Origin of the sequence: Streptomyces sp. NPDC000151 (genome assembly GCF_040301705.1) — a bacterium.
Classification (GTDB): Bacteria; Actinomycetota; Actinomycetes; order Streptomycetales; family Streptomycetaceae; genus Streptomyces.
The window spans coordinates 1-20,872 of the sequence record NZ_JBEPFC010000092.1 but is presented as its reverse complement, the minus strand read 5'-3'; the positions used below and the strand labels follow the sequence as shown (position 1 = coordinate 20,872).

Here is a 20,872-nt window from a genome sequence, read left to right as displayed (position 1 = left end):
GACCCGGCACCGGCACTGCCGAGTACTCAGGATCGAGCCGCCCAATGACGCGGTACGGCCCGAACTGCCGCGGATCGTCCAGGCGTAGCGGTTCCATGACGTTCCTCCCCCGTGGCGCTGTGTTCCGTCCCCGTCCCCGTCCCCGTCTCCGCCCCCGTCAGCTCGTCATGCTGCGCACCGTGCCGTACACGTCCAGCACCGCGAGGCACAGCGGTACCAAGGACAACAGCACGAGGTTTTCGAAGAGTTCGGCCGTGCGACCCCAGAACGGCGTGAGGCCCTTGCGGGGGACGACGAGGCCGATCGCGGTGATCGCGGCCCCGAGGGCGGCGATGGTAACCGTCAGCCAGATGATCCGGATGTCGAAGGCGTTCCGCGCGTCCGGCAGCGCGACCGGCGCGTTCAGGGCCAGGCCCACCGCGAGCAGTACGAGGGCGACCAGGCCCGCGACCAGAGTGCAGCTGACCTGGCTGGTGTAGCGGAACAGGCGGGCACGCAGCAGCATCCCCAGGCCGGCGGCGAGGGCGAGGCCCTGGCCCCACGCGGAGTCGGAGAAGCCGAGGACACCGGAGGCCACAGTCAGCACCGCGGCGCAGCCCCCGACGAGACCGACCAGCATGTCGTGACCGCGACGGGCCTGGGCGGCGATGCGCTCGGCGTCGACCGGGCCCGGCCCGTCGGCGGAGGCGTCCAGATCGTCGTAGCCGCCGGTGCGCGGCGGCTCGTAACCGATCGGCAGCCGCGCGAAACGTGCGGAGAGTCCCGGCAGGAAGGCGATGACGCCGATGACGAACGGTACGCAGATCGCCGCGACGTCCACCGGGCGCAGATCGGTGAGGACGGCGGCGAAGGTCGCGAGGGTGCCGACGGCGGCGGCGAAGGCCGCGGCGACGAACGGTCCGCCGCCGCCCGGTGACGCGGCGATCAGTACCGCCGATGCGATCAGCACGGCGACGCAGCCCAGCAGGAACTGCAGCCGTCCCACGCCGTGTCCGTCGGCAGGCGGAAGCAGCCCGGAGCCGGCGATCAGTACGTTCGGCAGGGCGCCGAGCCCCAGGGCGATCGAGGAGGCCCGGTCGTCGTAGACCCGCGCGCGGACGGCGGACAGCGCGACCAGCAGCACGCCGGCGACCGCGGCGAGGATGCCCGCGAGGCCGTGCATGTCGTGGCGTACCGGGTCCGCGAACCACAGCACGAGCGCCATCAGCGACAGCAGCACCCCGCCGCCGGTGAGCCCGGCAACCCGCAGCAGGTCGTCGCTCCACAGCGTGCGGTCCCGGGTGACGGCGGTCGCGACCGCGTCGGACACCTCATCGAAGACGGCGGGCGGCAGCGATTCGCCGAACGGGCGGAGGATGAGCACCTCGCCGTCGAGGATGCGCTGCGCCGAAAAGGACCGGGCGCCGTCCAGGACGCTGCCGTCCCGGCGCACCAAGTGGTAACCGACGGGCGCGCCTTCGGCGGGCGTCTGCCCGCTCAGCCGCAGGATCTCGGGATAGATGTCCGCGGCCGGAATGTCGTCGGGGAGTGCCACATCGATACGACTGTCCGGCGCGACGATCGTGACCCGGCTGAAGCCCGTGGACACCCCCGCGGCCGTCGTCGTGGCCGTCGTACTCACCTGCTGGTCCCCCTCATTCCCGGTATTCACGCCTCAGTTCGCAATTGGGTACGCGCCTGTCTACGCGTCGCAACCCAAGGTCGCGCGGAGCTACCGCGCGTCACCCTAGCGCTCATCCGTCACTTCACTGCCCACTAGGATCTCCTGACCGGACGGAGGCCGTCGCCACGGGGGTGCCGGCAGCGAAGCGTCCCGTTCGTCAAGAGGGATTGGTACGTCGGTGAGCCAGATCGTCATGAAGCGTCCGCCGCGAACCCTTCCGGCGGAGGTGCCCACCGATCCGGTGGAACTCGAATCCCCGCCGGAGCTGCCCAGGGGGCAGCAAGAGGGCATGCTGATGCAGATCCTGCCGATGCTCGGCATGGGCGGATCGGTCGTCTTCTACTTCACCAGCGGCCAGCCGTTCATGCGCATCATGGGCATGGTGATGATGGCGTCGACGCTCGCGATGGCCATCGGCGCGATCGTCCGCTACCGCCGCGGTTCGCAGGGTCAGATGGCGGACGTCCGCCGCGACTACCTGAAGTACCTCGCCCAGACCCGGCGCAAGGTCCGCACCACTGCGGGCAAGCAGCGCGACGCGCAGTTCTACCTCCACCCCGCCCCTGACCAGCTGTGGTCGCTGGTGGCCGAGGGCAGCCGGGTATGGGAACGGCGCATCGGCGACCCGGACTTCGGCCAGGCCCGCCTCGGACTCGGCGCCCAGCAGCTCGCGACGCCGCTGATCGCCCCCGATACGGCACCCGTGGACGAGCTGGAGCCGCTGACGGCCGGCGCCATGCAGCAGTTCCTGTCCGTGCACAGCACACTGGACGGCCTGCCGATGGCCGTCTCGCTGCGGGCCTTCTACCACGTGACCATCTCCGGTGAGCGCGATTCCGTGCACGGAGCCGCCCGCGCGATGGTCGCCTCCCTGGCCGCCCTGCACTCGCCCGACGATCTGGTCATCGCGGTGGCCACCGGCGCGGACGCGGCCGGCCGCTGGGAATGGGTCAAGTGGCTGCCGCACGCGCAGGCGGCGGGCGCGGCCGACGGCGCGGGCTCTCCGCGCGTCATCTCCCAGAGCATGTACGACCTGGAGACGATGCTCGCGACCCACCTCGAGGGCCGCCCGCGCTTCAGCCCCGAGGGCCAGCCGCTGCTGGACAGTCCGCACGTACTGATCGTGCTAGACGGCGCCAACGTGCCTCCGACCTCGCTCCTGGCCTCCCCCGAAGGTCTGCAGGGCGTCACCGTCGTCGAGGTCGTGGAGGGCGAGCTGAGCGCCCCGCGCGGTGGCCTGTCGGTCGTCGCGCGCCCCGGAGCGCTGCGCCTGGAGTCCGGCCGCGGCATCGTCTACGACGGCACCCCGGACAGCCTCTCCCTGGAAGCCGCCGAGGCACTGGCGCGCCAGCTCGCCCCGCTGCGGATGGGCGCCGGCGGAGACGACGACGCCCCGCTCCTGGCCAACCTCGAGTTCACCGATCTCCTCAATTTGGGTGACGCCGCGTCCGTGGACACCCAGCGGACCTGGCGCCCCCGTTCGCAGGCCGAGCGGCTGCGCGTACCGATCGGCGTCGGCGAGGACGGCCAGCCGGTCATGCTCGACCTCAAGGAGGCGGCGCAGGACGGCATGGGGCCGCACGGCCTGTGCGTCGGCGCGACCGGCTCCGGCAAGTCCGAGCTGTTGCGCACGCTCGTCCTCGGCCTCGCGGTCACGCACACCTCCGAGACCCTCAACTTCGTCCTCGCGGACTTCAAGGGCGGTGCGACCTTCGCCGGCATGTCCGACATGCCGCACGTCGCGGCGGTCATCACCAACCTCGCGGACGACCTCACCCTCGTCGACCGTATGGGTGACTCCATCCGCGGTGAACTGAACCGCCGCCAGGAGATGCTCCGCGACGCGGGCAACTACGCCAACATCCACGACTACGAGATGGCCCGCGCGGCCGGCGCCCCGCTGGAACCGATCGCCTCCCTCGTCCTCGTGATCGACGAGTTCAGCGAACTGCTCACTGCGAAGCCGGACTTCATCGACATGTTCATCCAGATCGGCCGCATCGGCCGCTCCCTGGGTGTCCATCTCCTCCTCGCCTCGCAGCGCCTCGAAGAGGGCCGGCTGCGCGGCCTGGAGACCTACCTCTCGTACCGCATCGGTCTGCGCACCTTCTCCGCCGCCGAGTCCCGTGCGGCCCTGGGCGTCCCGGACGCGTACCACCTGCCGTCCGTGCCCGGCTCCGGATACCTGAAGTTCGGCACGGACGAGATGACCCGCTTCAAGGCGGCGTACGTGTCGGGCATCTACCGCTCCGCCGGCGCCCACACGGCCACGCCCGCGGGCCCGGTGCCGGCAGCACGCCGCCCGGTCCTGTTCACTGCGGCGCCCGTGGCCGTCCAGTACGCCGAGCCCGACCCGGCCGCCGTACCCGAACCGCGTAGCCCCGCCGACGACGACGCGCTCGCCGACACCGTCCTGGACGTCATCGTCCGCCGCCTGGAGGGCCGCGGCACGCCCGCCCACCAGGTGTGGCTGCCGCCCCTGGACAAGGCGTCGCCGCTCGACGAACTGCTGCCCGGCCTGACCACCACCCAGGACCGCGGGCTGACCGTCCCGGACCCCGCACAGCAGGGCCGCCTGATCGTCCCGCTCGGTCTCGTGGACCGCCCGTTCGAGCAGCGCCGCGACCCGCTCTACCGCGACTTCTCCGGCGCCGCAGGCCACATGCTGATCATCGGCGGCCCGCAGTCCGGCAAGTCCACGCTGCTGCGTACCCTCATCTCGTCCTTCGCCCTCACCCACACCCCGTACGAGGTGCAGTTCTACGGCCTGGACTTCGGCGGCGGCGGCATGTCCGCCGTCTCCGGTCTTCCGCACGTCGGCGGCATCGCCTCCCGCCTGGACCCCGAGCGTGTCCGCCGCACCGTCGCCGAGGTCGCCGGCATCCTCAACCGCCGCGAGGAGTACTTCCGCGCCCACGACATCGACTCCATCACCACGTACCGCCGGAAGCGGGCACGGGAGGAGATCACGGATCAGCCGTGGGGCGATGTCTTCCTGGTCATCGACGGCTGGGCGAACTTCCGCAGCGAGTACGAGTTCGCCGAGGCCCTGGTCTCCGACATCGCCGCGCGCGGCCTCGGCTACGGCATCCACGTCGTGATCGCGGCCTCCCGCAGCATGGAGGTCCGCGCCGCCCTCAAGGACCAGCTGATGAACCGGCTGGAGCTGCGGCTCGGCGACACCATGGACTCCGAGTTCGACCGCAAGGTCGCCGCCAACGTCCCGCCCGGCGTGCCCGGACGCGGACAGACGCCGGAGAAACTCCACTTCATGGCCGCGCTCCCGCGCATCGACGGCAGCAGTACCGCGGAGGACCTCTCCGACGGCACCGCCGCGATGGTCCGCACGGCGGCCGAGCACTGGCAGTACCAGCCGGCCCCCGCTGTCCGCCTCCTCCCCCGGGAACTGCCCGCGCACCACCTTCCGAAGGGCCACGAGTTCCCCGAGCGCGGCATCGCGTTCGGCATCGACGAGACCGACCTGCAACCGGTCTTCGTCGACTTCGAGACCGACCCGTTCTTCCTTGTCTTCGGCGAGAGCGAGTCGGGCAAGACGGCCCTGATCCGGCTGCTGACCAAGCAGATCTCCGAGCGGTACCACCCCGACGAGGCGAAGATCGTCGTCGGCGACTACCGCCGCTCCCTGCTCGGCGCCGTACCGGACTCCCACCTCCTGGAGTACGCGCCCATGGCGAACTCCCTGCAGCCCCATATGGAGGCACTCCAGGGCCTGATGAACCGGCGCGCACCGGCTCCGGACGTCACACCCCAGCAGCTGCGCGACCGCAGCTGGTGGTCGGGCCCCAAGGTCTTCATCGTCGTCGACGACTACGAACTCGTCGCGACCTCCAGCGGCAACCCGCTGGCCCTGCTCACCGAAAATCTGCCCTTCGCCCGGGACATCGGCATCCGCTTCATCATCGCCCGCAGTTCGGCCGGTGCCTCCCGCTCGATGTTCGAGCCCTTCATGCAGCGCATCAAGGAACTGGGTGCGCAGGGGGTCGTCCTTTCGGGCGACCGGAACGAAGGCGACGTACTCGGCGGGGTCCGCCCCCACCCGCTGCCCGCGGGCCGCGGCTACTTCGTCTCCCGCAAGCGGGGCACGCCACTGGTGCAGCTGGGGTGGATGCCCGAGCAGTGAGCACGATGGGGCCGGACGCCCGGATCCGGGTCCGGCCCCTTGATACGTTGATCAGACAGAACCGAAAATGACCCGCGACCCGCGCCGCACGAGGTACCCGCCGGTACCGCGAGGCCTCCAGGACCGGGTCCCGCACTACGGGGGAGCGGACATCCATGTCCTTCCACGACGAGTGGGCCTCGCTCAAGGCCGAGGCCGCGGCGTCCCGCCAGGAGAACGCCCGGATGAGCCTGGCGAGCGCCAATGGGGGTGGCGGCGGGGCCGATGACGGCAAGAAACTGCACGTCACACCGTCGGTGCTGAAGGAGCGGGCGAAGAATGCCATGACCGTGCGGCATGACTTCGCCACCGCCGACGACGCGGCGATGAAGGAGATCAAGTCGGCCCGGAAGGGACTCGACGGCTTCGAGTCGGCCACCGGCATCGACGCCTTCACCGAACGCTGGAAGAGCCAGATGGACTACCTCATGGGCGTACTGGAGCACCAAGTGGCGGGCCAGCTCCGCGGGGCCGCCCAGTCCTTCAAGTCCCAGGACCTCGCGCAGGCCGCTAAGCAGAAGCCCGACGAGGGCGACAGCAAGAAGAAGTGACCGGGGACCGGCCTCAGCCGGGCCCCGCAGCTCCCCCACTACGTCGCTCTGAACACCGGATCGGACCATGCTGAGCTACGCCACCGTCATCGGCGCCAATCTCTCCCACCTCTCCACCGCCGTCGAGAAGTGGAAGAAACTCCCCGGCGAATTCGACAAAGCCGCCACCGCCTTCCGCACGACCGTGACGAAGGGTCTGCAGGACTCCAACTGGAAGGGCGAGACCGCGAAGGCCGCCTTCCACAAGTTCGAGCTCGTCGAGAAGCAACTCAAAGCGGCGTCGGACGAGGCGAAGGACATCCACGGCCTTCTCGACGACGCCCTGGAGCGCTTCAAGTCCGCCAAGAGCCGCCTGGAGGCCGTGCGCACCGAGGTCGGTGACTCCGCCGACCTGCGCATCACGGAAGGCGGTCGCGTCGTCCCGAAGGGCGATCCCGGCGACAAGGACTACGAAAAGGCGGAGAAGAAGCACGCCGAGGACATCACGCACTTCCAGGAACGCATCACCCGCGCCCGCAAGGACGCCACCGATGCGGACGACGCCCTCAATTGGGCCCTCCAGCAGGACCCCAACGGTGCCAAGCACGGCTTCAACTCCAACGGCGCCGACAGCATGAAGGACGCGCTGGCCGGCGAGAAGGCGGCGGCGAAGGACGCCGACGCCGCGGTGAAGCTCGCAAGCCTGGACAAGCTGAGCGACAAGCAGTTGGCGCACCTCAACGCCTACCTGGCCAAGCACAAGAACGACCCGGTATTCGGCGAGCGCTTCGCCACCGAACTCGGCCCGAAGAAAACCCTGGAATTCTGGCGCAACATCGCCGATCCGGGCGGCGGAATGGGCCCGCAGGCCCACCCCGACCGCCTGAAGGCAGTCGCCAAACTCCAGGACAATCTCAGCTTCACCCTCGCCGCGGCCACCCGCACCGAAAGCCCGGCCATGCACCAGTGGGAAAACTCCGTCATCAAGTTGGGCGACAACCAGTTCAACGGTCCCGCCGCCAGCACGAACGCGCCCTTCGGCTACCAGGTCATGAGCAATCTGATGCGCAAGGGTGACTTCGACGACCAGTTCCTCGACAAGTACGGCAAGTCACTCCTGCACTTCGAGAACCAGCAGCAGGAAAAGAACGGCATGAGTCCGACAGACCTCTGGTCCCGCAACCGAGGCCAGCTGAACTTCGGCGCCGAGAACGACTTCGGCAGCGACCCCATGACCGGCCTCATGGAGTCCCTCGGCCACAGCCCCGACGCCTCCACCGACTTCTTCAACGATAAATTCGAAGGCGGCGACGGCAAGCAGCACTCCATCTTCAACTACCTGGTCAAGGGCGGCGACAACAACCGCGAATGGTTCGTCGACGGCGAACTCCAGGGCGAGGGGAAGGTTGTCGCCGGGTACAAGTCAATGGGGCATGCGCTGGAGGCGGCGACCATCGGCTACCCCTACGACGACAAGCCGTCGGGCGCCGAGCTGACCGACCATCGCAACAAGGACACTGCCGACGTCATGAAGAAGGTCATCGCCGCTTACACCGGCGACGGCGACCTGATGAACAAGCAGCAGGGCGTCGCCGACAGCCTGGGTCGCATGGGGGCGGCCTACATCGACGACATCAACTACGGCGTCTCGGATTACGAATTTGACCACTCGGGGGAATACGGCAGCCCTGAGGAGACCCGTGCGCACTCACCTTTCAAGGCCGGATACAAGGGCGCGCTCAACATCAGTAACGGCGACGCCGTCGACTTCCTCAGCGTCATCGCTCGCGACAAGGACGCCCACGCCGCCGTCTCCATGGCCAACAACAGCTACTCGCTCAGCACCATGATGGACAACCCGCCCGATCGGGACGAGCACGGAATGCTTCACTACTCGGAAGCCAAGCTGACAGCACGTGTCAATGCAACGACGCAGAGCGTCCTCGACTACACCTACGGCAACCAGGTGGCCAGCGACTCCGACGCCAAACTCGAGGATTACAAGAGCAAGCTGGAAACGGGAGGAGACTGGGCCGGACTCGTAGCCGGCGGCGCATCGGGGCTGGCCGTGGGGATGTTCAACCCGGCTGCCGGAGCGGTGGTCGCACCCGTTGCTGCGGACACCGCGGGAGAGGCGTTCAACACTTGGTTCGGCGAAGAGTACAGCGCCGGCGCCGATGCCTCATCGAAGAAGTTCGAGGATGCCCAAGACAAGGACGAAGTACTGAAGGCCTACTTTGAGACCGGGTCTCGGAGGGCACGCATTCCGGGCGACATCTACGCACAGAACAACGGTCTCTCGACGGATGATAGAAATACCGTAATGAACGAACTGCAAGAGTCGTCCATCCTTGGTTACACATCGGGCAAGAACATTACGAACGACATGGGAATCAAGCCGTACGAGCACAAGGAAGACCACAAATGGTTCGGAATCTTCTGATCGCCGCAACCGTCGGCGCACTGGCCCTCGGGGCGACTTCGTGTGCGTCCGGGCCTGCCGACGATGAGGCCACGGCCAAGGCAGGAGACCTTTGCGGAATTGCCGGCGACTCCACGGCGAAGAATGCCCTGACCGACCTGCTCGGTACCTCCGCCCTGGAGACCGACCATGACGGTGATGTCTCAGAGGCTGCCAAAGAGATGAAGGATGGGCTTACTCACCCGCTGGGTGCGGGTGACGAGTCGGGAAGCGACGTCTGCTCCATTGCACTTCGTGACCAGCACGCAGGGGACGATCTCACGTTCAGCTTCGCCTGGCGCTACGCCTTCTCTCTTGAAGAAACCTCTGAAACATCGCCCGGCTCCACCTTTTACAACCTGGACGGGGCGGTAGGAGAATCTTCCACCGACCGCGCACGCATTTACGTGCCTTGTACGCCGCCAGGCGACTCCGCCTCTCCGGATCGCGACAGGTTCCTTCTTGCCCAGTCCGAGAGCGCCCTGCCACGCAATCGCGATGCCAAAGCCAATCCCCGCGACAACCAGATGACGGCGCTCCACGCCGTTGCCCGCAAGATGGCACATGAAGTCGGCTGTGCGAATGAACCGCTGAAGGCCAAGACTGACCTGACGCACTACGACACGCTGCAGGATGCGGCCCGCGCCAAGGCGTAAGCCGTGTCGGCCTCCGCGTGAGGCTCTCATGGCGGTTCCGGTGACAAACCGGAACCGCCAGGGAGGAACATCGGAGGACAGCAAACGGGGTGGGCACCTCCCGCGTATGCCCACCCCGCTCAATCCGGCCTCTGTGCCGGGCCGTGTTCAGATGTCGAAGTACGACCGGCCCTTCAGGTCCGTATGCCGGTAGTCGTCGCTGGCCTGATTGACCTGGGCGGCGATCTTCAACATGACGTTGAAGAGTTCGTCAGCCTGCTTGTCCCAGTTCGTCTGGACCCGGGCGTACGCCTGCTGCGCTTCGCCTTCCCAGGATTCGACGACCGACTTCAGTTCGGACTGCAGCATCTCCATGTCGCCACGGAGACGCTCAGCGTTCTTCTTGATGCCTTCCGAGGCGTTGTGCAGCGAACCGTAGGACACTGCAATATCGTCGAGATTGTCCAAGGACACGTCCGACCTCCTTCATATGTGCTGTCCACAGGGACGTTGAGCATCGGCACGCGGCGGGCGCGCCGGGGGATTCAGAGCGCGTTGAGCTTGGAACCCTGGGCGTATTGAGCGTTGTGGGAGTTCTCCTGGTAGGAACCCGCACCGACCATTCCGTCGCCGGCCTTGGAACCGTTGAGGTCGATGCCGCCCAGCGAGGCACGGATCGCCTCGTCGTTGGCGCCCGAGCCCTTACGGTTGGCGGCGACAGCGTCCTGGACGTGGCCCATCAGGTTCTTCAGGTTGCGGTGGCGCTGATTGATCTCCGTCTGAAGGTTCTGGAACTGAGCGGCACCGAGACCACGCCACTGGGTCTTCAGCATCTCCAGCATCCGCTCCAGGTCACCGACCTGGTTGTTCATGGAGTCCAGCACGTGCTGGATATTGCTCTCAAGCTTCTGCAGCCGTGCTGCACTTACCCGCTGCTTGTCGGACATGACCTACCTCTCTTGTTGTCCCGCTGAATGCCCGGCGCCGTTGTCGCACCGGGTTCGATGCGTGTCAGGCGCGCCGGCGCCGCAGAAAGACAAATGCACCGGCCGCCACGACCACCACGGCAACGCCCCCACCCACGACGCCCCAGAGCAGGCCGTTGCCGGAGTCTTCCTTGTCAGCCGCGACGCTCGCCTTGTCGCCGGCCTTGGCACCGCTCTCCGACTTACCCTTGCCGTCAGCAGGATCGGACGGGTTTGGGGAAGGTGACTTCGTCGGTTTGGTGTAGAGCGGGCTGTGGTTCGGATCGCCTGGATCGCCCTTGCCCTCGAGAAGATTGATCCGCGGACGGACCGCGCCATAGCCGATGTACTTGCTCGCCGAGTCGCTCTTCGCCTTCCGCCCGGCGGTCTCGATCAGTACGCGAAGTACCTGGTTGGCCGTCCACTTGGGGTGCTTGGACCAGATGAGAGCGGCGGAGGCGGAGGCGATGGCGCTCGCGCTACTCGTACCGCCATCGCCGTCGCAGTAGCTCTTGAAGGAGCTGTCGCACCACCTGGGGAGGCTTGTGCCGGGTGCGGAAAGCGTCGTGTAGTCCCCGTGAGTGGAGGTCTCACTCACCTCGCCGGATTCTGCAATCGACGCGATCCCTGCGACATCCGGGTAGGCGGCAGGGTAATTCTTTTCATTCTTGCCGCCCCCTTCGTTCCCATTGCTGGCCATAAGCAGCTTGCCTTTGTTCGCTGCGTACTTGATGGCCTCGTACTCGTCGATCGTGGTCAGGTTACCGCCGAAGGACATGTTGATGATCTTGGCATCGCTATCCGCCGCTGCACGGATGGCATCGTCTACACGATCCACCTTGTTGTGCGATTTCGCCTTCATGTCGGACAGCTCAACCCTGAAAGGGATGATTTTCGCTCCCGGCGCGAGCCCTTGGAGTCCACCGTTCTTACCACTGCCGGCAATCAATTCGGCCATGGTCGTGCCATGTCCCATGTAGTCGTCGGTCTCGTCTCCCGAAGCCCCCGCGAAATCCTTCCCAGGGAGCACTTGACCACGCAGCGACGCCGTTTCCGCATTGACTCCGCTGTCGATGATCGCGACCTTCACGCCGCTACCGGTACTGACCTGCCACATCGCCTTGGCCTGCATGTCATCCAGGTACCACTGCCGAGAACGCATGTCGTCAGCGGTGACGGCAGGGGCGAGTCCGGCCAGCCCCACGGTCCATGTGCACGAAGCGACCAGCATCATGGTCCAGCGTCGTCGTGACGCGCGCCACGGCCTTTCGGCGCGGACTCGCCTGTTCAGCATCGTCATACCTGTTCTCATCTGGGCTAGTCGATTACTGGCGGAACAATGTCGCGCCGCCGTGACGTCCATGTCGCTTGGTCTTCAGAGAGGTAGTCCGGTCGCTTCGTCCCGTCCCGTTCGGGATCCCGCCTCACCGCTGAAGTTCGCGGTGACGACACCGCCCCATTCGTGTCCGACTGCGCTTTGGCTCCTCTCACCAAGCCAGTGCCGCCAGGCGTGAAGTCCTTCGTGCCACGGCTACGGCCGTTGGCTGCCCGCGGGGTGCCCACAGCCCCGCCCGGGCTCGAGGTCAAGCGGCGATTGGCTGCCCCCGCCGAACCGACACCGCCCTGTCCCGAAGTCCCGCGCTCCCCGCCGATGACCGTGCCACGAGGAAGATGTCCGGCAGTCCTGCGATCCGCCGACCGCTGAGGCGTACCGCCGACAACCCCGTCGGGGCGACCGGCACGAGCGGTCCCCGGAGCAGTCGATCGACCGCTGCCCATGCCTACAGGACCGGTCCCTCCCGGATTCGGGCGACCAGTGATCGACTGTGGGACACGCCCCATCTGACTGTTCTGTCCCACGGCGCCGGAGCGTCCGCCTGGCGTGAAGCGTGACGCCTTCCGCACCGCCTCGGGAGACTGGATCACGCCTGGCCCCAGCGGGCCCGGCTGCATGGGGCCCGTCCCGCCAGGAAGCGGCGAGGGGCCGCCAGAGGGCGTGGTCGGGCGCAGCGATGGCTCCGGCGAAGGAGCCTGAGGCAGGGCGACGCTGTCGAGATCGGTTCCGACCTCATGGTCGGGTACCGACGCTACGTCCGTGCGTCGCGCTGACGGACTGGTGACGTGGGGGCCGGGTGCTGAACCTGCGCTCGCGCCCGGCTCCGTGACAGACCCGTACTCGGCGCCCCTTCCTCCCCTGGGAGGCCGTGGCACACCCACGTCCTGTGGTGGCTTGAACACCGGCGCGTCCCGGGAGGCGACTTCGAGCTGTTCCTCAGACATCCGGTAGTAGGAGCTGAGCTTATTCATCTCGTTGATGGCCTCTTGCCGGGCGGCCTCGCGCTTCGCGTCATCAGCAGCCTTCGCCTTGACGTAAGCGTCGCTGGTGGTCACCTGGGCGGGCGTGGGGATCTTCTTGACCTCCGTGCCCTTGCCGTCAGCACGACTGGGCATGGATTTCTGGATCGTTGTCAGCCCGATGCCCACATTGTCCATTTCCTTGCCGACAGCAGCCGCGTACTCCCCCAGCTTCAGAGTGTTCTTCGCAAGGTCCTTGGCCCAGCTCCGGAACGCCTTGGCCGACTCCCCCTCCCACTCCACACCGTCGAGGTGGTCGATCAGCTCCTGACCCGCCTGGGCGATCTGCTGGGAGACAGGACCGAGCGCGGCGGCCACACCGATCATGTCGCTGGGCCTGGCCGACTCGACCAGGTCGATCATGTCGTCCAGGTCGTGATTTTCGAAGTTGGTGCGGCCTCGGCCGCCACCTTTTGCGTGTTTCCCCACTGCCTTCGCCTCCCGACCGTTAGAGAGTCGCGTGCTTGTCGTCTCCGGTGGCGCGCTTGGACTCACCCTGCTTGTGCTCCGTGCGGGTCTTGTCCTGTTCCTCGTACCGCTCCGCGGTCCGGCTCTGGATGTCCCAGAAGCGCCGCTTCAGATCGTCCTCGAGATTGTCGAACCCGATGTTCGCGCCGATGATGGCGATGCCCATGGCCTCGATCTGCTCGTTGAGAGTGCGGGACAGCGTCGTGAGGTGAGTGTGCACCTTGGTGAACTGCTGGTGCAGCCCGTCGGCCTCGGCGAATGTGCCCGGGCCGGAGAAGACGGATCGGGAGAGTTCCAAGAGGGAGACTTCGTTCTGGGGGCCGTGCTCCAGCGACCTCAGGATGTCGTCGATGCGTTGCCGGAACCTGACCAGTGTGGCGCGCGCCCGCTTGATGTCCGCCGCGCCGGCACCGGTCCCCAACGGTCCCGCGTAGTCGTGCGGCTGCGTCGTCGCGTCAGCTTGTGACTGCTGTCCCACGAGTATCCCCCTTTACCCGCTCATCGTTTCATAGCTACGGCAACAGGTCATTCCTGTCCAGCAGGTATTGCCGTTACTTGGTGCAAATCTTACGGCGCGTGATGCTTGTGCCAGGTAGCGGTTCTGATGCTTCGCCAGCTGCCGCCCGAGCGCGACTGAACTGTGAGGACTTGCCCTGCAGGTATGTCTGGCGCGCCGCCCCGTCCCATTTGTTGGTCGCAAATCGGTGGGCAAACCGACGCCCCTTCTTTCAGCCTTGTCGGGGACGCCGCCCGCTGAGGCGACGGCGCCAGTCTCTGTGGACCAGGGCAGCACCCGCGATCACGGCCACCACTATCGACGCTCCGACGACCGCATACGTGGCCAGGCGTGCGTTGCGCTGTTCCACGGTCTCGCCCACGGAGGCCGGCGGGACGTCCGGAAGTGCGGCCTTCTGTACGCCGCCGCTCGGGGTCGGCTTTTCGGCGGGTGGACTGTCGTCCGTGAGGGCGCGGACGGGGTCGACCACGCCCCAGCCGACGTGCATGTCGTGACCGGGGACGGTGCGCTCCGCGGTCTGTTCGATGCGGGTGATGATGTTGCGGGCCGTCCACTTCGGGTACTTGGCCTTGAGCAGGGCCGCCACGCCGGCGACGTACGGGGCCGAGAAGCTCGTGCCGTTGTCGATGCAGTGGCCCCCCTTCGGCACCGTGGAGACCACGCTGACACCGGGGGCCGCCACGTCGACGAACTCGCCGGACTGGGAGAACGGCGCCCGTTCGCCGTTACGGTCGGAGGAGGCGACGGCCAGGACGCCGTCGTAAGCGGCCGGGTAGGTCTTCTTGACGTTGCCGCCCAGGCCGTCGTTCCCGGCGGAGGCCACGACGACGATGCCGCGGTCCACGGCGCGGTTCACGGCGTTCTCCAGTGCCCCACCGGACGCCAGCGGTTTATCGGTGTCCTGCGAGATGTTGATGACGTCGACGTGCTGCGAAACGGCGTAGTTGATGGCCTGGGCCATCGTCCCGGTGTCACCGCTGCCGTTCTCGTCGTTCTGCTTGATCGGCAGGATCGTCGCCTCAGGGGCGATACCGACGAAACCGGTGTGCGCCTTGTCGGGGCGGGCGGCAATGATGCCTGCGACCTTCGTGCCGTGGCCCACCGTGTCGGTCGTGCCGTTCGACTTGCCGACCGGCGCCGTCTGGCCGGACTTGTCCTTCTTCGGCTTCAGGAGGTTCGTGCCGTTACGGGTGTCGACAGCGCCTTTGAGCTGTTTGTTGCTGGGGTCCACACCGGTGTCGATGACCGCGACGGTCGCGCCCTTCCCCCGGCCCTCCTCCCACAGTTGGTCCAGCTGTACGCGCTGCAGGGGCCAGGGGGTGCCTTTGAAGGGCTTGGCGGGGAAGGTGCACTGAGTACTGTCGTCGGCGTACGCGCGTGCGGGGCCGAGTACGGCGGCCGGACCGGTCGCCGGGGCCGCCACGAAGGCCGCGGCCATGACCGCCACCGTCGCGCGGCGCCGCAGCGGTGTGCCGCGGAGAATGGAATCGGACTTCAGCACGTTCCCCCGCCTCACGAGCCCTGCGGCTGCCGGGCACTGTTGGTGTCCAGGCGCGGTCCGGTCGGCAGCAGTTCCGACCAGCTGGCCGGTACCGGCACCGGGACGGTGTCCCCATACCCCAGCAGTTTCTGCGCCAGCCGCTCGGATTCCTGGGTCTCTTCGGTCTTCTTCTTGTCGTCCTTGCCGATGGCGGACTCGGACGTGTCACTGTCGTTGTTGCCCTGCACGGCGTACCGCAGGCCGGTGTCAGTGACGAGGAAGACCGGTCCGGTGGTCGGCTCCTTGCCCTGGAACTGGCGGAACAGCAGGCCCGTACCGGGGGTGACGTACGCGCTCGTGGTGCCTGCGGCGACCCGCTGCGGGTAATCGGTGCCCGCCCAGACGCTGAGGGTGGTGCCGCCGGTCTTGGTGTCCACGTGGCGCAGGACGTTGCAGACGGTGTCCCTGTCACCCTTGCCCGGCATCACCGCGTTGACGGGGGCGACTTCCTGCTTGGGCCATGTGAAGGTCTTGTCGGCCGCGAAGGGGAGGCCGGCGTGGAACTGGGCCCGGTTGATGCTCAACGCCTCGTCGCCCTGCCCGAGTACGGACAGTTCGTCGCTGCTCAGCAGCACCCGCGCCGTGAAGTTCGTGATCGGCGCGACGCGGTCCTTGAGGACGATGTAGTAACGCTCTTGCTGGCTCTCGGTGGTCTTGAGCACCGTACCGACCCGGCCGAGCCGCTCGCCGCCGGTGAAGCCCGGTGCCTGGGTCTGCGTGTTCACTCCCCCGCCGATCTGCGGGTACCGGATACGGCTGCCGTTCTTGAGGCTGTCCAGCCAGTCCTTGCTGACCCGCTGCGGCTTGGCGCCCTGGCCCATGAGGGTGCTGAGCAGCGCCTCGTCCTGGGTCAGCTCGTACTTACGACCGGTGCTGTCGACCATGTACGACGGTCCGCCCGAAGCCTGCACGTACAGCACGTCGCCGCCGCGCAGCCGACGCTCGTCGTCGACCTTCCTCGCGTCGGCCCCGGCCAGCACGAAGCTCTGCTTCTGTACGGCGCGGCCGCCCTGGCTCTGCTGTTCGCAGACCGCCCAGCGCTTCTGCTTCGCCGCTTCACCCGGATCGGGCAGGCGGTCGGGAGCGTACGGGATGCCGAGAGTCGGGCCGTGCGGGATCTTGCCGCTGTCGAGCATCTCTTCGTCGACGTTGAGAATGTCGCTGTTGCCCTCGGCCTTGGTGGCGAGGAGCTTGGCGGACGCGTAGTTCATCACCGGGTAGAGCTGCTTGTTCTTCTTCGTCCCCAGTACGACGTAACGCGTCGTCGACTTGTTGGCGACGATGACGTGAGCAGCCGTGTCGGCCCAGCCCTTCGGGGCCGTGGGCTTGAACATTCCCCACGCTCCGAAGACCGCCATGACGACGACACCCGCGATCGCGCCCGGCACGATCGCGCGCAGCGGGCGCGGGGCTCCTTCTTCTGTGCCGCTGGGGCTCGGTTGGAGGAATGACGCGACCAAGCGCCGCTTCGCGAAGGTGTAGGCGTTGAGTTCATCCCGCCGTGATGCCATGTCCGACCGTTATCTCCCGAATGGGCCCCGTAGTTCGGCATGCAGGCACACGCCGAGCGTCCCACTATGCCGAATCGTGGTGCGCGTACGTCGTCCGGGTCCCGGTTGGAGTGACGTAGGCGGGCAGCTGGTTGACGCGCGCTTCCCACGCTTCTACTGGACGGGAGATCTGGAGGGGAGGTATCGCTGGTTTCGACCTTCGGACCCACCTCGAGCAGGACCGCGAGCGTCCATGCAATGCCGTGCGTGGGTGGCGAACTCGCCGCCGCGACAGGGTTATCCACAGGCTGAAGGTGTCCGGCTCGGCGATCCCTCGCAGGTAGTAGTGTGATGCCCCTGTTCAAGGCCCTTGTCGAGAGGGATGAAGCGCGGATCACGAGGGGGCTGCGGGGGATGGCGACAGCGACGCGGGTGCGTTCCTCCGGATCGCACCGGAACAGGCCCGGCACGCCCCGGGGGGACCGGTCAGGTGGCACGACGGATGCCGCCTCCGTGCGGCGGGCGACCGCCCCTGCCTCCACGACTCTGGCGAAGAAGTCCCACAGCAACCGCATGGGGCCTCTCCAGCTGCAGCAACTGGTGCTGATCGAGCTGGCGTTGGCCGTGGTGCTGGTGGCTGCCGCGGTGGACATGCTGCTTCTCGTGCCGGCCGTGGTGGTTGCCGTGGCGCTCGTGTTGCTCGCGGTGTTGCGGCGGCGGCGGTTGTCGGTGCGGGACTGGCTGGCGACCGTGTTGGCGCTGCGGGCTCGGAAGAGTGCTGCGCGGCCGCTCGACCAGCGGGTGGATCCGAGTCTGGCGCCGGCCGCCGAGGCGGTGCCCGGGTTGCGGACGTACGGATATCTGGACCGGGACCGGCGGACGGTCGGGATGGTCGGGGACGGGACGTTCCTGACGGCCGTCGTGCGGGTCGAGGCCAAGGGGAGTGCGCTGCGGCCGCCGGGCGGGGCGCGGGCGTTGCCGATGACCTTGCTGCACGATGCGCTGGACGTGGACGGGATCCGGTTGGAGTCCGTGCAGGTGGTGCAGCATGTGCAGCCTGCGCCGGCGCCGCACCTGCCGGAGCATGCCATGGCCCGGCAGAGCTACGTAGCGCTCCAGCAGCAGACGGGGGCGCCGGCGCTGCGGCTGATGTGGGTGGCGCTGAAGTTCGACCCCGAGCTGTGCCGGGAGGCGGTCGAGGCGCGCGGTGGCGGCCTGACGGGCGCGCAGCGGTGTCTGACGCGCGCGACCGATCACTTGGCCAGCCGCCTCACCGGCGCCGGCTTCCTGGCCACGGTCCTCGACGAGCAGGAGCTGATAGCGGCCCTGGCGACCTCGGCGTGTGCCAATCCGGTCGCGACCGCGCGGGCCGGGCTGCCCGATGCCGGACCGGCACGGCGTACACAGGAGACCTCGCGGGTCTGGAAGTGCGACGACCGGCTGCACACGACGTACGGGGTCGGGCGCTGGCCGGAGTTGGGGCGGTCGGCGACGCCGCTGCCGCGCCTGGTGTCGGCGCTGACGTCCGTACCGACGCTGGCCTCGACGTTCAGCCTGACCGTGACGGCCGGTGACCGGCACGGCGCTGCCGGGGTGAGCGGTCACGTACGGCTGACCGGGCGTTCGGACGCCGAGCTCTCGCGGGCGCGGCAGCGGTTGGAGGCGGCGGCGCGCGAGGCGAAGCTGGGCCTGGTCCGGCTGGACCGGGAGCAGCTGCCCGGTGCGGTGGCGACGCTGCCGCTGGGAGGTGCGCGCTGATGGCTTCGGCGACTTCGGCCCTGCGGGGCCTGTACGGACCCCGCAGGGAACGGCATGTGGTGCCGGTCGACGACCTCGGCGCGCTGACGCTGCCGCTCGGCGACGACGGTCTGACGGTGGGCCACGACGCGGAGAACCGCCCGGCGGTGCTGGGGCTCTACCACCCCGCGCCGTTCGACGTGCTGCTGATCGGCGGGCTGTGGACGGCCCAGGCGCTCGCGCTGCGGGCGGCCGGTACGGGGGCGCGGGTCGCCGTCGAGACGGGCCGGCCCCACCTGTGGACGAACCTGGCGCATGCGGCGGGCGCGGGTCAGGAGTGCCTGACACTGCACGATGTCGGGCGGGTGCCGCCGATGGGTGCGACGGTCGGCAGCCCCGTACTGGTCGTGCGCGACTGCGGGATGCGGCCGCCGCGCGGGCGGGTCTCCTCGGCGCCCTGGCAGTCGGTGCTGACACTGCTGCCGTACATGAGCCCGGTGGCCCCTCGGCTGATGAACGCCGCCGGACTCGTCGGCCTGCAGCGGATCTCTCCCGATGAGGCCGCGCACGCCGCACGCATTCTGGGGCTCTCGCAGACAGATGTCGCCGCGCTGTCGTCGATCGGCGACGGGGTCACCCTCTGGTGCGGTGACAACCAGGCGCGGCAGTACGTCATGACCCAGCCGACGGAAGCGGAAATAGGGCTGCTGGGGAACCCTCGCCGGGTGGACTGAGGGTCGGGGGACTGACGGTCCGGGGGGGGCAATTCCGGACTGTCGGGGCGATCGGGATAGTTGGGGCGGTCGGTAGTGCTTCGGGGGTTGGGGCGGTTGGCCTGCTGTCCGGTGGAGCGGGCCGGGGGTGGGCGAGAGGGCGGCTGGGGTTGGTTGGTCTCTTTGCTGCTACGGCGTATGGGGACATGCGTAACCTGAGGCAACAGACAGGTATCGGGCGAAGGCGGGCCTGCCGGGCTGTCGGCGATGGCGTTTAGGCTTGGGTCCAAGCGACAGGGGAACCCACGGGAACGCCCGGCGTGTCAGGGGGATCCGGCGATTCGACGTACGTGTGTCGGCGATGCGCGTGAACGGTGCCGCGTCGCGGGATTCAGAGGTACCAGACCACAGCAGGAGGCGTAGTGAGCAGCGATCGGGACGAGATCCGCACGGGCGGCATCACCCCCGGCGAGGATCAGTCCGACGCGGATCCCGAAATGACGGGTGAGTTCACCATCGACTACACCCCGCCTGCTTGGTACACGCAGAACGCCGATACGGGAGCGGGCGCCGGGTCCGGCGCGGGTACGAGCGGTGCGGTGCCGCCGCCTCCGCCGCCGTCGGGTGAGCCGCTGCCGTTCCCTCCGGCGGTGCCGCCGACGCTTGCCACCGGTACGGGTGCCGGCGCGGGTTCCGGGACGGGTGCCGGCGCGGGTTCCGGGACGGGTGCCGACACGGGATCTCAGGGCGGTACGGGGTCCGGAGCGGGAGCGGGGGCCGGGAACGAGGCTTCGGCCGGGGGACGGGACTGGGAACTGCAGAGCCCGGACGGGGACCTGGTCAGCGGGTCGACCATGCGGTTCTCGCCCGATGCGCCGCCCCGCGAGATCAATGAGCGGGCGGCTGCGGGAGAGAAGAGTGAGGGGACGGCCGGGTCGACGACGTCGGCTGCTGGTGAGTCCGCTCGGGACGAGCAGAGCGACGACGACGGCCGGAGTGGCGGTGGCGTGGCGGCTGAGGCCGCGGACTCCGGCACGGACCAGAACGCCGACGCGGCTGATGGCAGTGCCGGTGAGGCGGAGCAGAGCGAGGACGGCGGTGGTTCGGAAGCCGTCGTCGAGCAGCCTGAGCCGTTGAGTGAGGGGGCTGCGCCCTCGGCTCCGTTCGGGCCGGGTGGGGCGCCGGAGGCTGCCTGGCCGCCGCCCGCGTCGCAGGGGTCGGCGCCTTCGTTGCCGCCGCTGCCGCCGGAGTTCCGGCCTGCCGAGCCGCAGGAGCAGGGGCAGGGGCAGAGCGGGCTTGCGGGTCCGGGTGTGCCGTCGTCCGGTGCGTGGCCCCCGGCGGGGCAGGCGCCGGCCGCCGATGGGTCTGCCGCACAGGGCGGCTATGGGTTCCCGCCGCCTGCGGGTGCCACGCCCGGACAGTCGGGGCAGCCGGCCGGGCCGCAGCCTGCTCCGGGGGCCGGAGGTGCGCCTTCCGTGCCGCATCAGGCCGCGCCGCAGAGTGGTTACGGCTACCCGGCTCCGCAGCAGCCGATGCCGGGACAGGGCGAACAGCCCGGACAGCCCGGGCAGCCGATGCCGCCGAGCGCGGCGGCGCCGTCGCCGCAGTCGGGCCAGGC

General features: G+C 68.4%; 15 protein-coding genes. 7 read left to right on the top strand and 8 right to left on the bottom strand.

Annotated elements, in window-relative coordinates; translation table 11 throughout:
- Positions 1–157 precede the first annotated feature (157 nt).
- Positions 158–1,621 carry a type VII secretion integral membrane protein EccD gene (gene eccD, locus ABT381_RS23505; protein ID WP_351597694.1) on the bottom strand — a complete coding sequence of 488 codons (1,464 nt, stop codon included), beginning with the start codon at positions 1,619–1,621 and terminating at the stop codon, positions 158–160.
- A gap of 220 nt (positions 1,622–1,841) precedes the next feature.
- Between eccD and eccCa the strand changes: the two genes are divergently transcribed.
- The 4 genes from eccCa to ABT381_RS23485 all read left to right on the top strand — a co-directional run bounded on the left by eccCa (position 1,842) and on the right by ABT381_RS23485 (position 9,490).
- Positions 1,842–5,804: a type VII secretion protein EccCa gene (gene eccCa / locus ABT381_RS23500; RefSeq protein WP_351597691.1), complete on the top strand. Its 3,963-nt coding sequence runs from the start codon at positions 1,842–1,844 to the stop codon at positions 5,802–5,804.
- A 155-nt stretch (positions 5,805–5,959) separates the two neighbouring features.
- Entirely contained in the window at positions 5,960–6,394 is a 435-nt protein-coding gene (locus ABT381_RS23495; protein WP_351597688.1) for a hypothetical protein, read from the top strand.
- A gap of 67 nt (positions 6,395–6,461) precedes the next feature.
- Positions 6,462–8,816 carry a hypothetical protein gene (locus ABT381_RS23490; protein ID WP_351597685.1) on the top strand — a complete coding sequence of 785 codons (2,355 nt, stop codon included), beginning with the start codon at positions 6,462–6,464 and terminating at the stop codon, positions 8,814–8,816.
- Positions 8,798–9,490 (top strand): hypothetical protein, encoded by a 693-nt coding sequence (locus ABT381_RS23485; protein WP_351597683.1) that lies wholly within the window; start codon positions 8,798–8,800, stop codon positions 9,488–9,490. The genes ABT381_RS23490 and ABT381_RS23485 overlap by 19 nt, the downstream gene beginning before the upstream one ends.
- A 147-nt stretch (positions 9,491–9,637) precedes the next feature.
- Here the strand turns inward: ABT381_RS23485 and ABT381_RS23480 are convergent, their stop codons facing one another.
- The 7 genes from ABT381_RS23480 to eccB all read right to left on the bottom strand — a co-directional run bounded on the left by ABT381_RS23480 (position 9,638) and on the right by eccB (position 16,825).
- Complete coding sequence (locus ABT381_RS23480; RefSeq protein WP_351597680.1) at positions 9,638–9,943, bottom strand: WXG100 family type VII secretion target; 306 nt, start codon at positions 9,941–9,943, stop codon at positions 9,638–9,640.
- A 71-nt stretch (positions 9,944–10,014) separates the two neighbouring features.
- On the bottom strand, positions 10,015–10,416 hold the full coding sequence (locus ABT381_RS23475) for a WXG100 family type VII secretion target (RefSeq protein ID WP_351597679.1): 402 nt from the start codon (positions 10,414–10,416) through the stop codon (positions 10,015–10,017).
- A gap of 64 nt (positions 10,417–10,480) precedes the next feature.
- Complete coding sequence (locus tag ABT381_RS23470) at positions 10,481–11,734, bottom strand: S8 family serine peptidase (protein WP_351597677.1); 1,254 nt, start codon at positions 11,732–11,734, stop codon at positions 10,481–10,483.
- Between the two features lie 17 nt (positions 11,735–11,751).
- A complete protein-coding gene (locus ABT381_RS23465; protein WP_351597675.1) occupies positions 11,752–13,218 on the bottom strand; it encodes a hypothetical protein in 1,467 nt (488 codons plus the stop codon).
- A gap of 19 nt (positions 13,219–13,237) precedes the next feature.
- Positions 13,238–13,735, bottom strand: a complete 498-nt coding sequence (locus ABT381_RS23460; protein ID WP_351597673.1) for a DUF2563 family protein — start codon at positions 13,733–13,735, stop codon at positions 13,238–13,240.
- A gap of 250 nt (positions 13,736–13,985) precedes the next feature.
- Positions 13,986–15,275 carry a type VII secretion-associated serine protease mycosin gene (mycP, locus tag ABT381_RS23455; RefSeq protein WP_351597670.1) on the bottom strand — a complete coding sequence of 430 codons (1,290 nt, stop codon included), beginning with the start codon at positions 15,273–15,275 and terminating at the stop codon, positions 13,986–13,988.
- An 11-nt stretch (positions 15,276–15,286) separates the two neighbouring features.
- Entirely contained in the window at positions 15,287–16,825 is a 1,539-nt protein-coding gene (gene eccB / locus ABT381_RS23450) for a type VII secretion protein EccB (protein ID WP_351597667.1), read from the bottom strand.
- Positions 16,826–17,218: 393 nt separating this feature from the next.
- Here eccB and eccE point away from each other — a divergent pair, with 393 nt between their 5' ends.
- The 3 genes from eccE to ABT381_RS23435 form a co-directional block, all read left to right on the top strand.
- Entirely contained in the window at positions 17,219–18,562 is a 1,344-nt protein-coding gene (gene eccE / locus ABT381_RS23445) for a type VII secretion protein EccE (protein WP_351597664.1), read from the top strand.
- Positions 18,562–19,275 (top strand): hypothetical protein, encoded by a 714-nt coding sequence (locus ABT381_RS23440; protein WP_351597661.1) that lies wholly within the window; start codon positions 18,562–18,564, stop codon positions 19,273–19,275. The genes eccE and ABT381_RS23440 overlap by 1 nt, the downstream gene beginning before the upstream one ends.
- 353 nt (positions 19,276–19,628) lie before the next feature.
- The coding region (locus ABT381_RS23435) for an SCO5717 family growth-regulating ATPase (RefSeq protein WP_351597658.1) at positions 19,629–20,872 on the top strand (1,244 nt) is incomplete at its 3' end.

What these genes read in the sequence shown, in the direction of transcription:
- eccB (WP_351597667.1), bottom strand. Translation starts at nt 16,825, where the DNA reads ATGGCATCACGGCGGGATGAACTCAACGCCTACACCTTCGCGAAGCGG.
- ABT381_RS23440 (WP_351597661.1), top strand. Translation starts at nt 18,562, where the DNA reads ATGGCTTCGGCGACTTCGGCCCTGCGGGGCCTGTACGGACCCCGCAGG.
- ABT381_RS23490 (WP_351597685.1), top strand. Translation starts at nt 6,462, where the DNA reads ATGCTGAGCTACGCCACCGTCATCGGCGCCAATCTCTCCCACCTCTCC.
- ABT381_RS23470 (WP_351597677.1), bottom strand. Translation starts at nt 11,734, where the DNA reads ATGACGATGCTGAACAGGCGAGTCCGCGCCGAAAGGCCGTGGCGCGCG.
- ABT381_RS23475 (WP_351597679.1), bottom strand. Translation starts at nt 10,416, where the DNA reads ATGTCCGACAAGCAGCGGGTAAGTGCAGCACGGCTGCAGAAGCTTGAG.
- ABT381_RS23485 (WP_351597683.1), top strand. Translation starts at nt 8,798, where the DNA reads ATGGTTCGGAATCTTCTGATCGCCGCAACCGTCGGCGCACTGGCCCTC.
- eccE (WP_351597664.1), top strand. Translation starts at nt 17,219, where the DNA reads ATGGCGACAGCGACGCGGGTGCGTTCCTCCGGATCGCACCGGAACAGG.
- ABT381_RS23495 (WP_351597688.1), top strand. Translation starts at nt 5,960, where the DNA reads ATGTCCTTCCACGACGAGTGGGCCTCGCTCAAGGCCGAGGCCGCGGCG.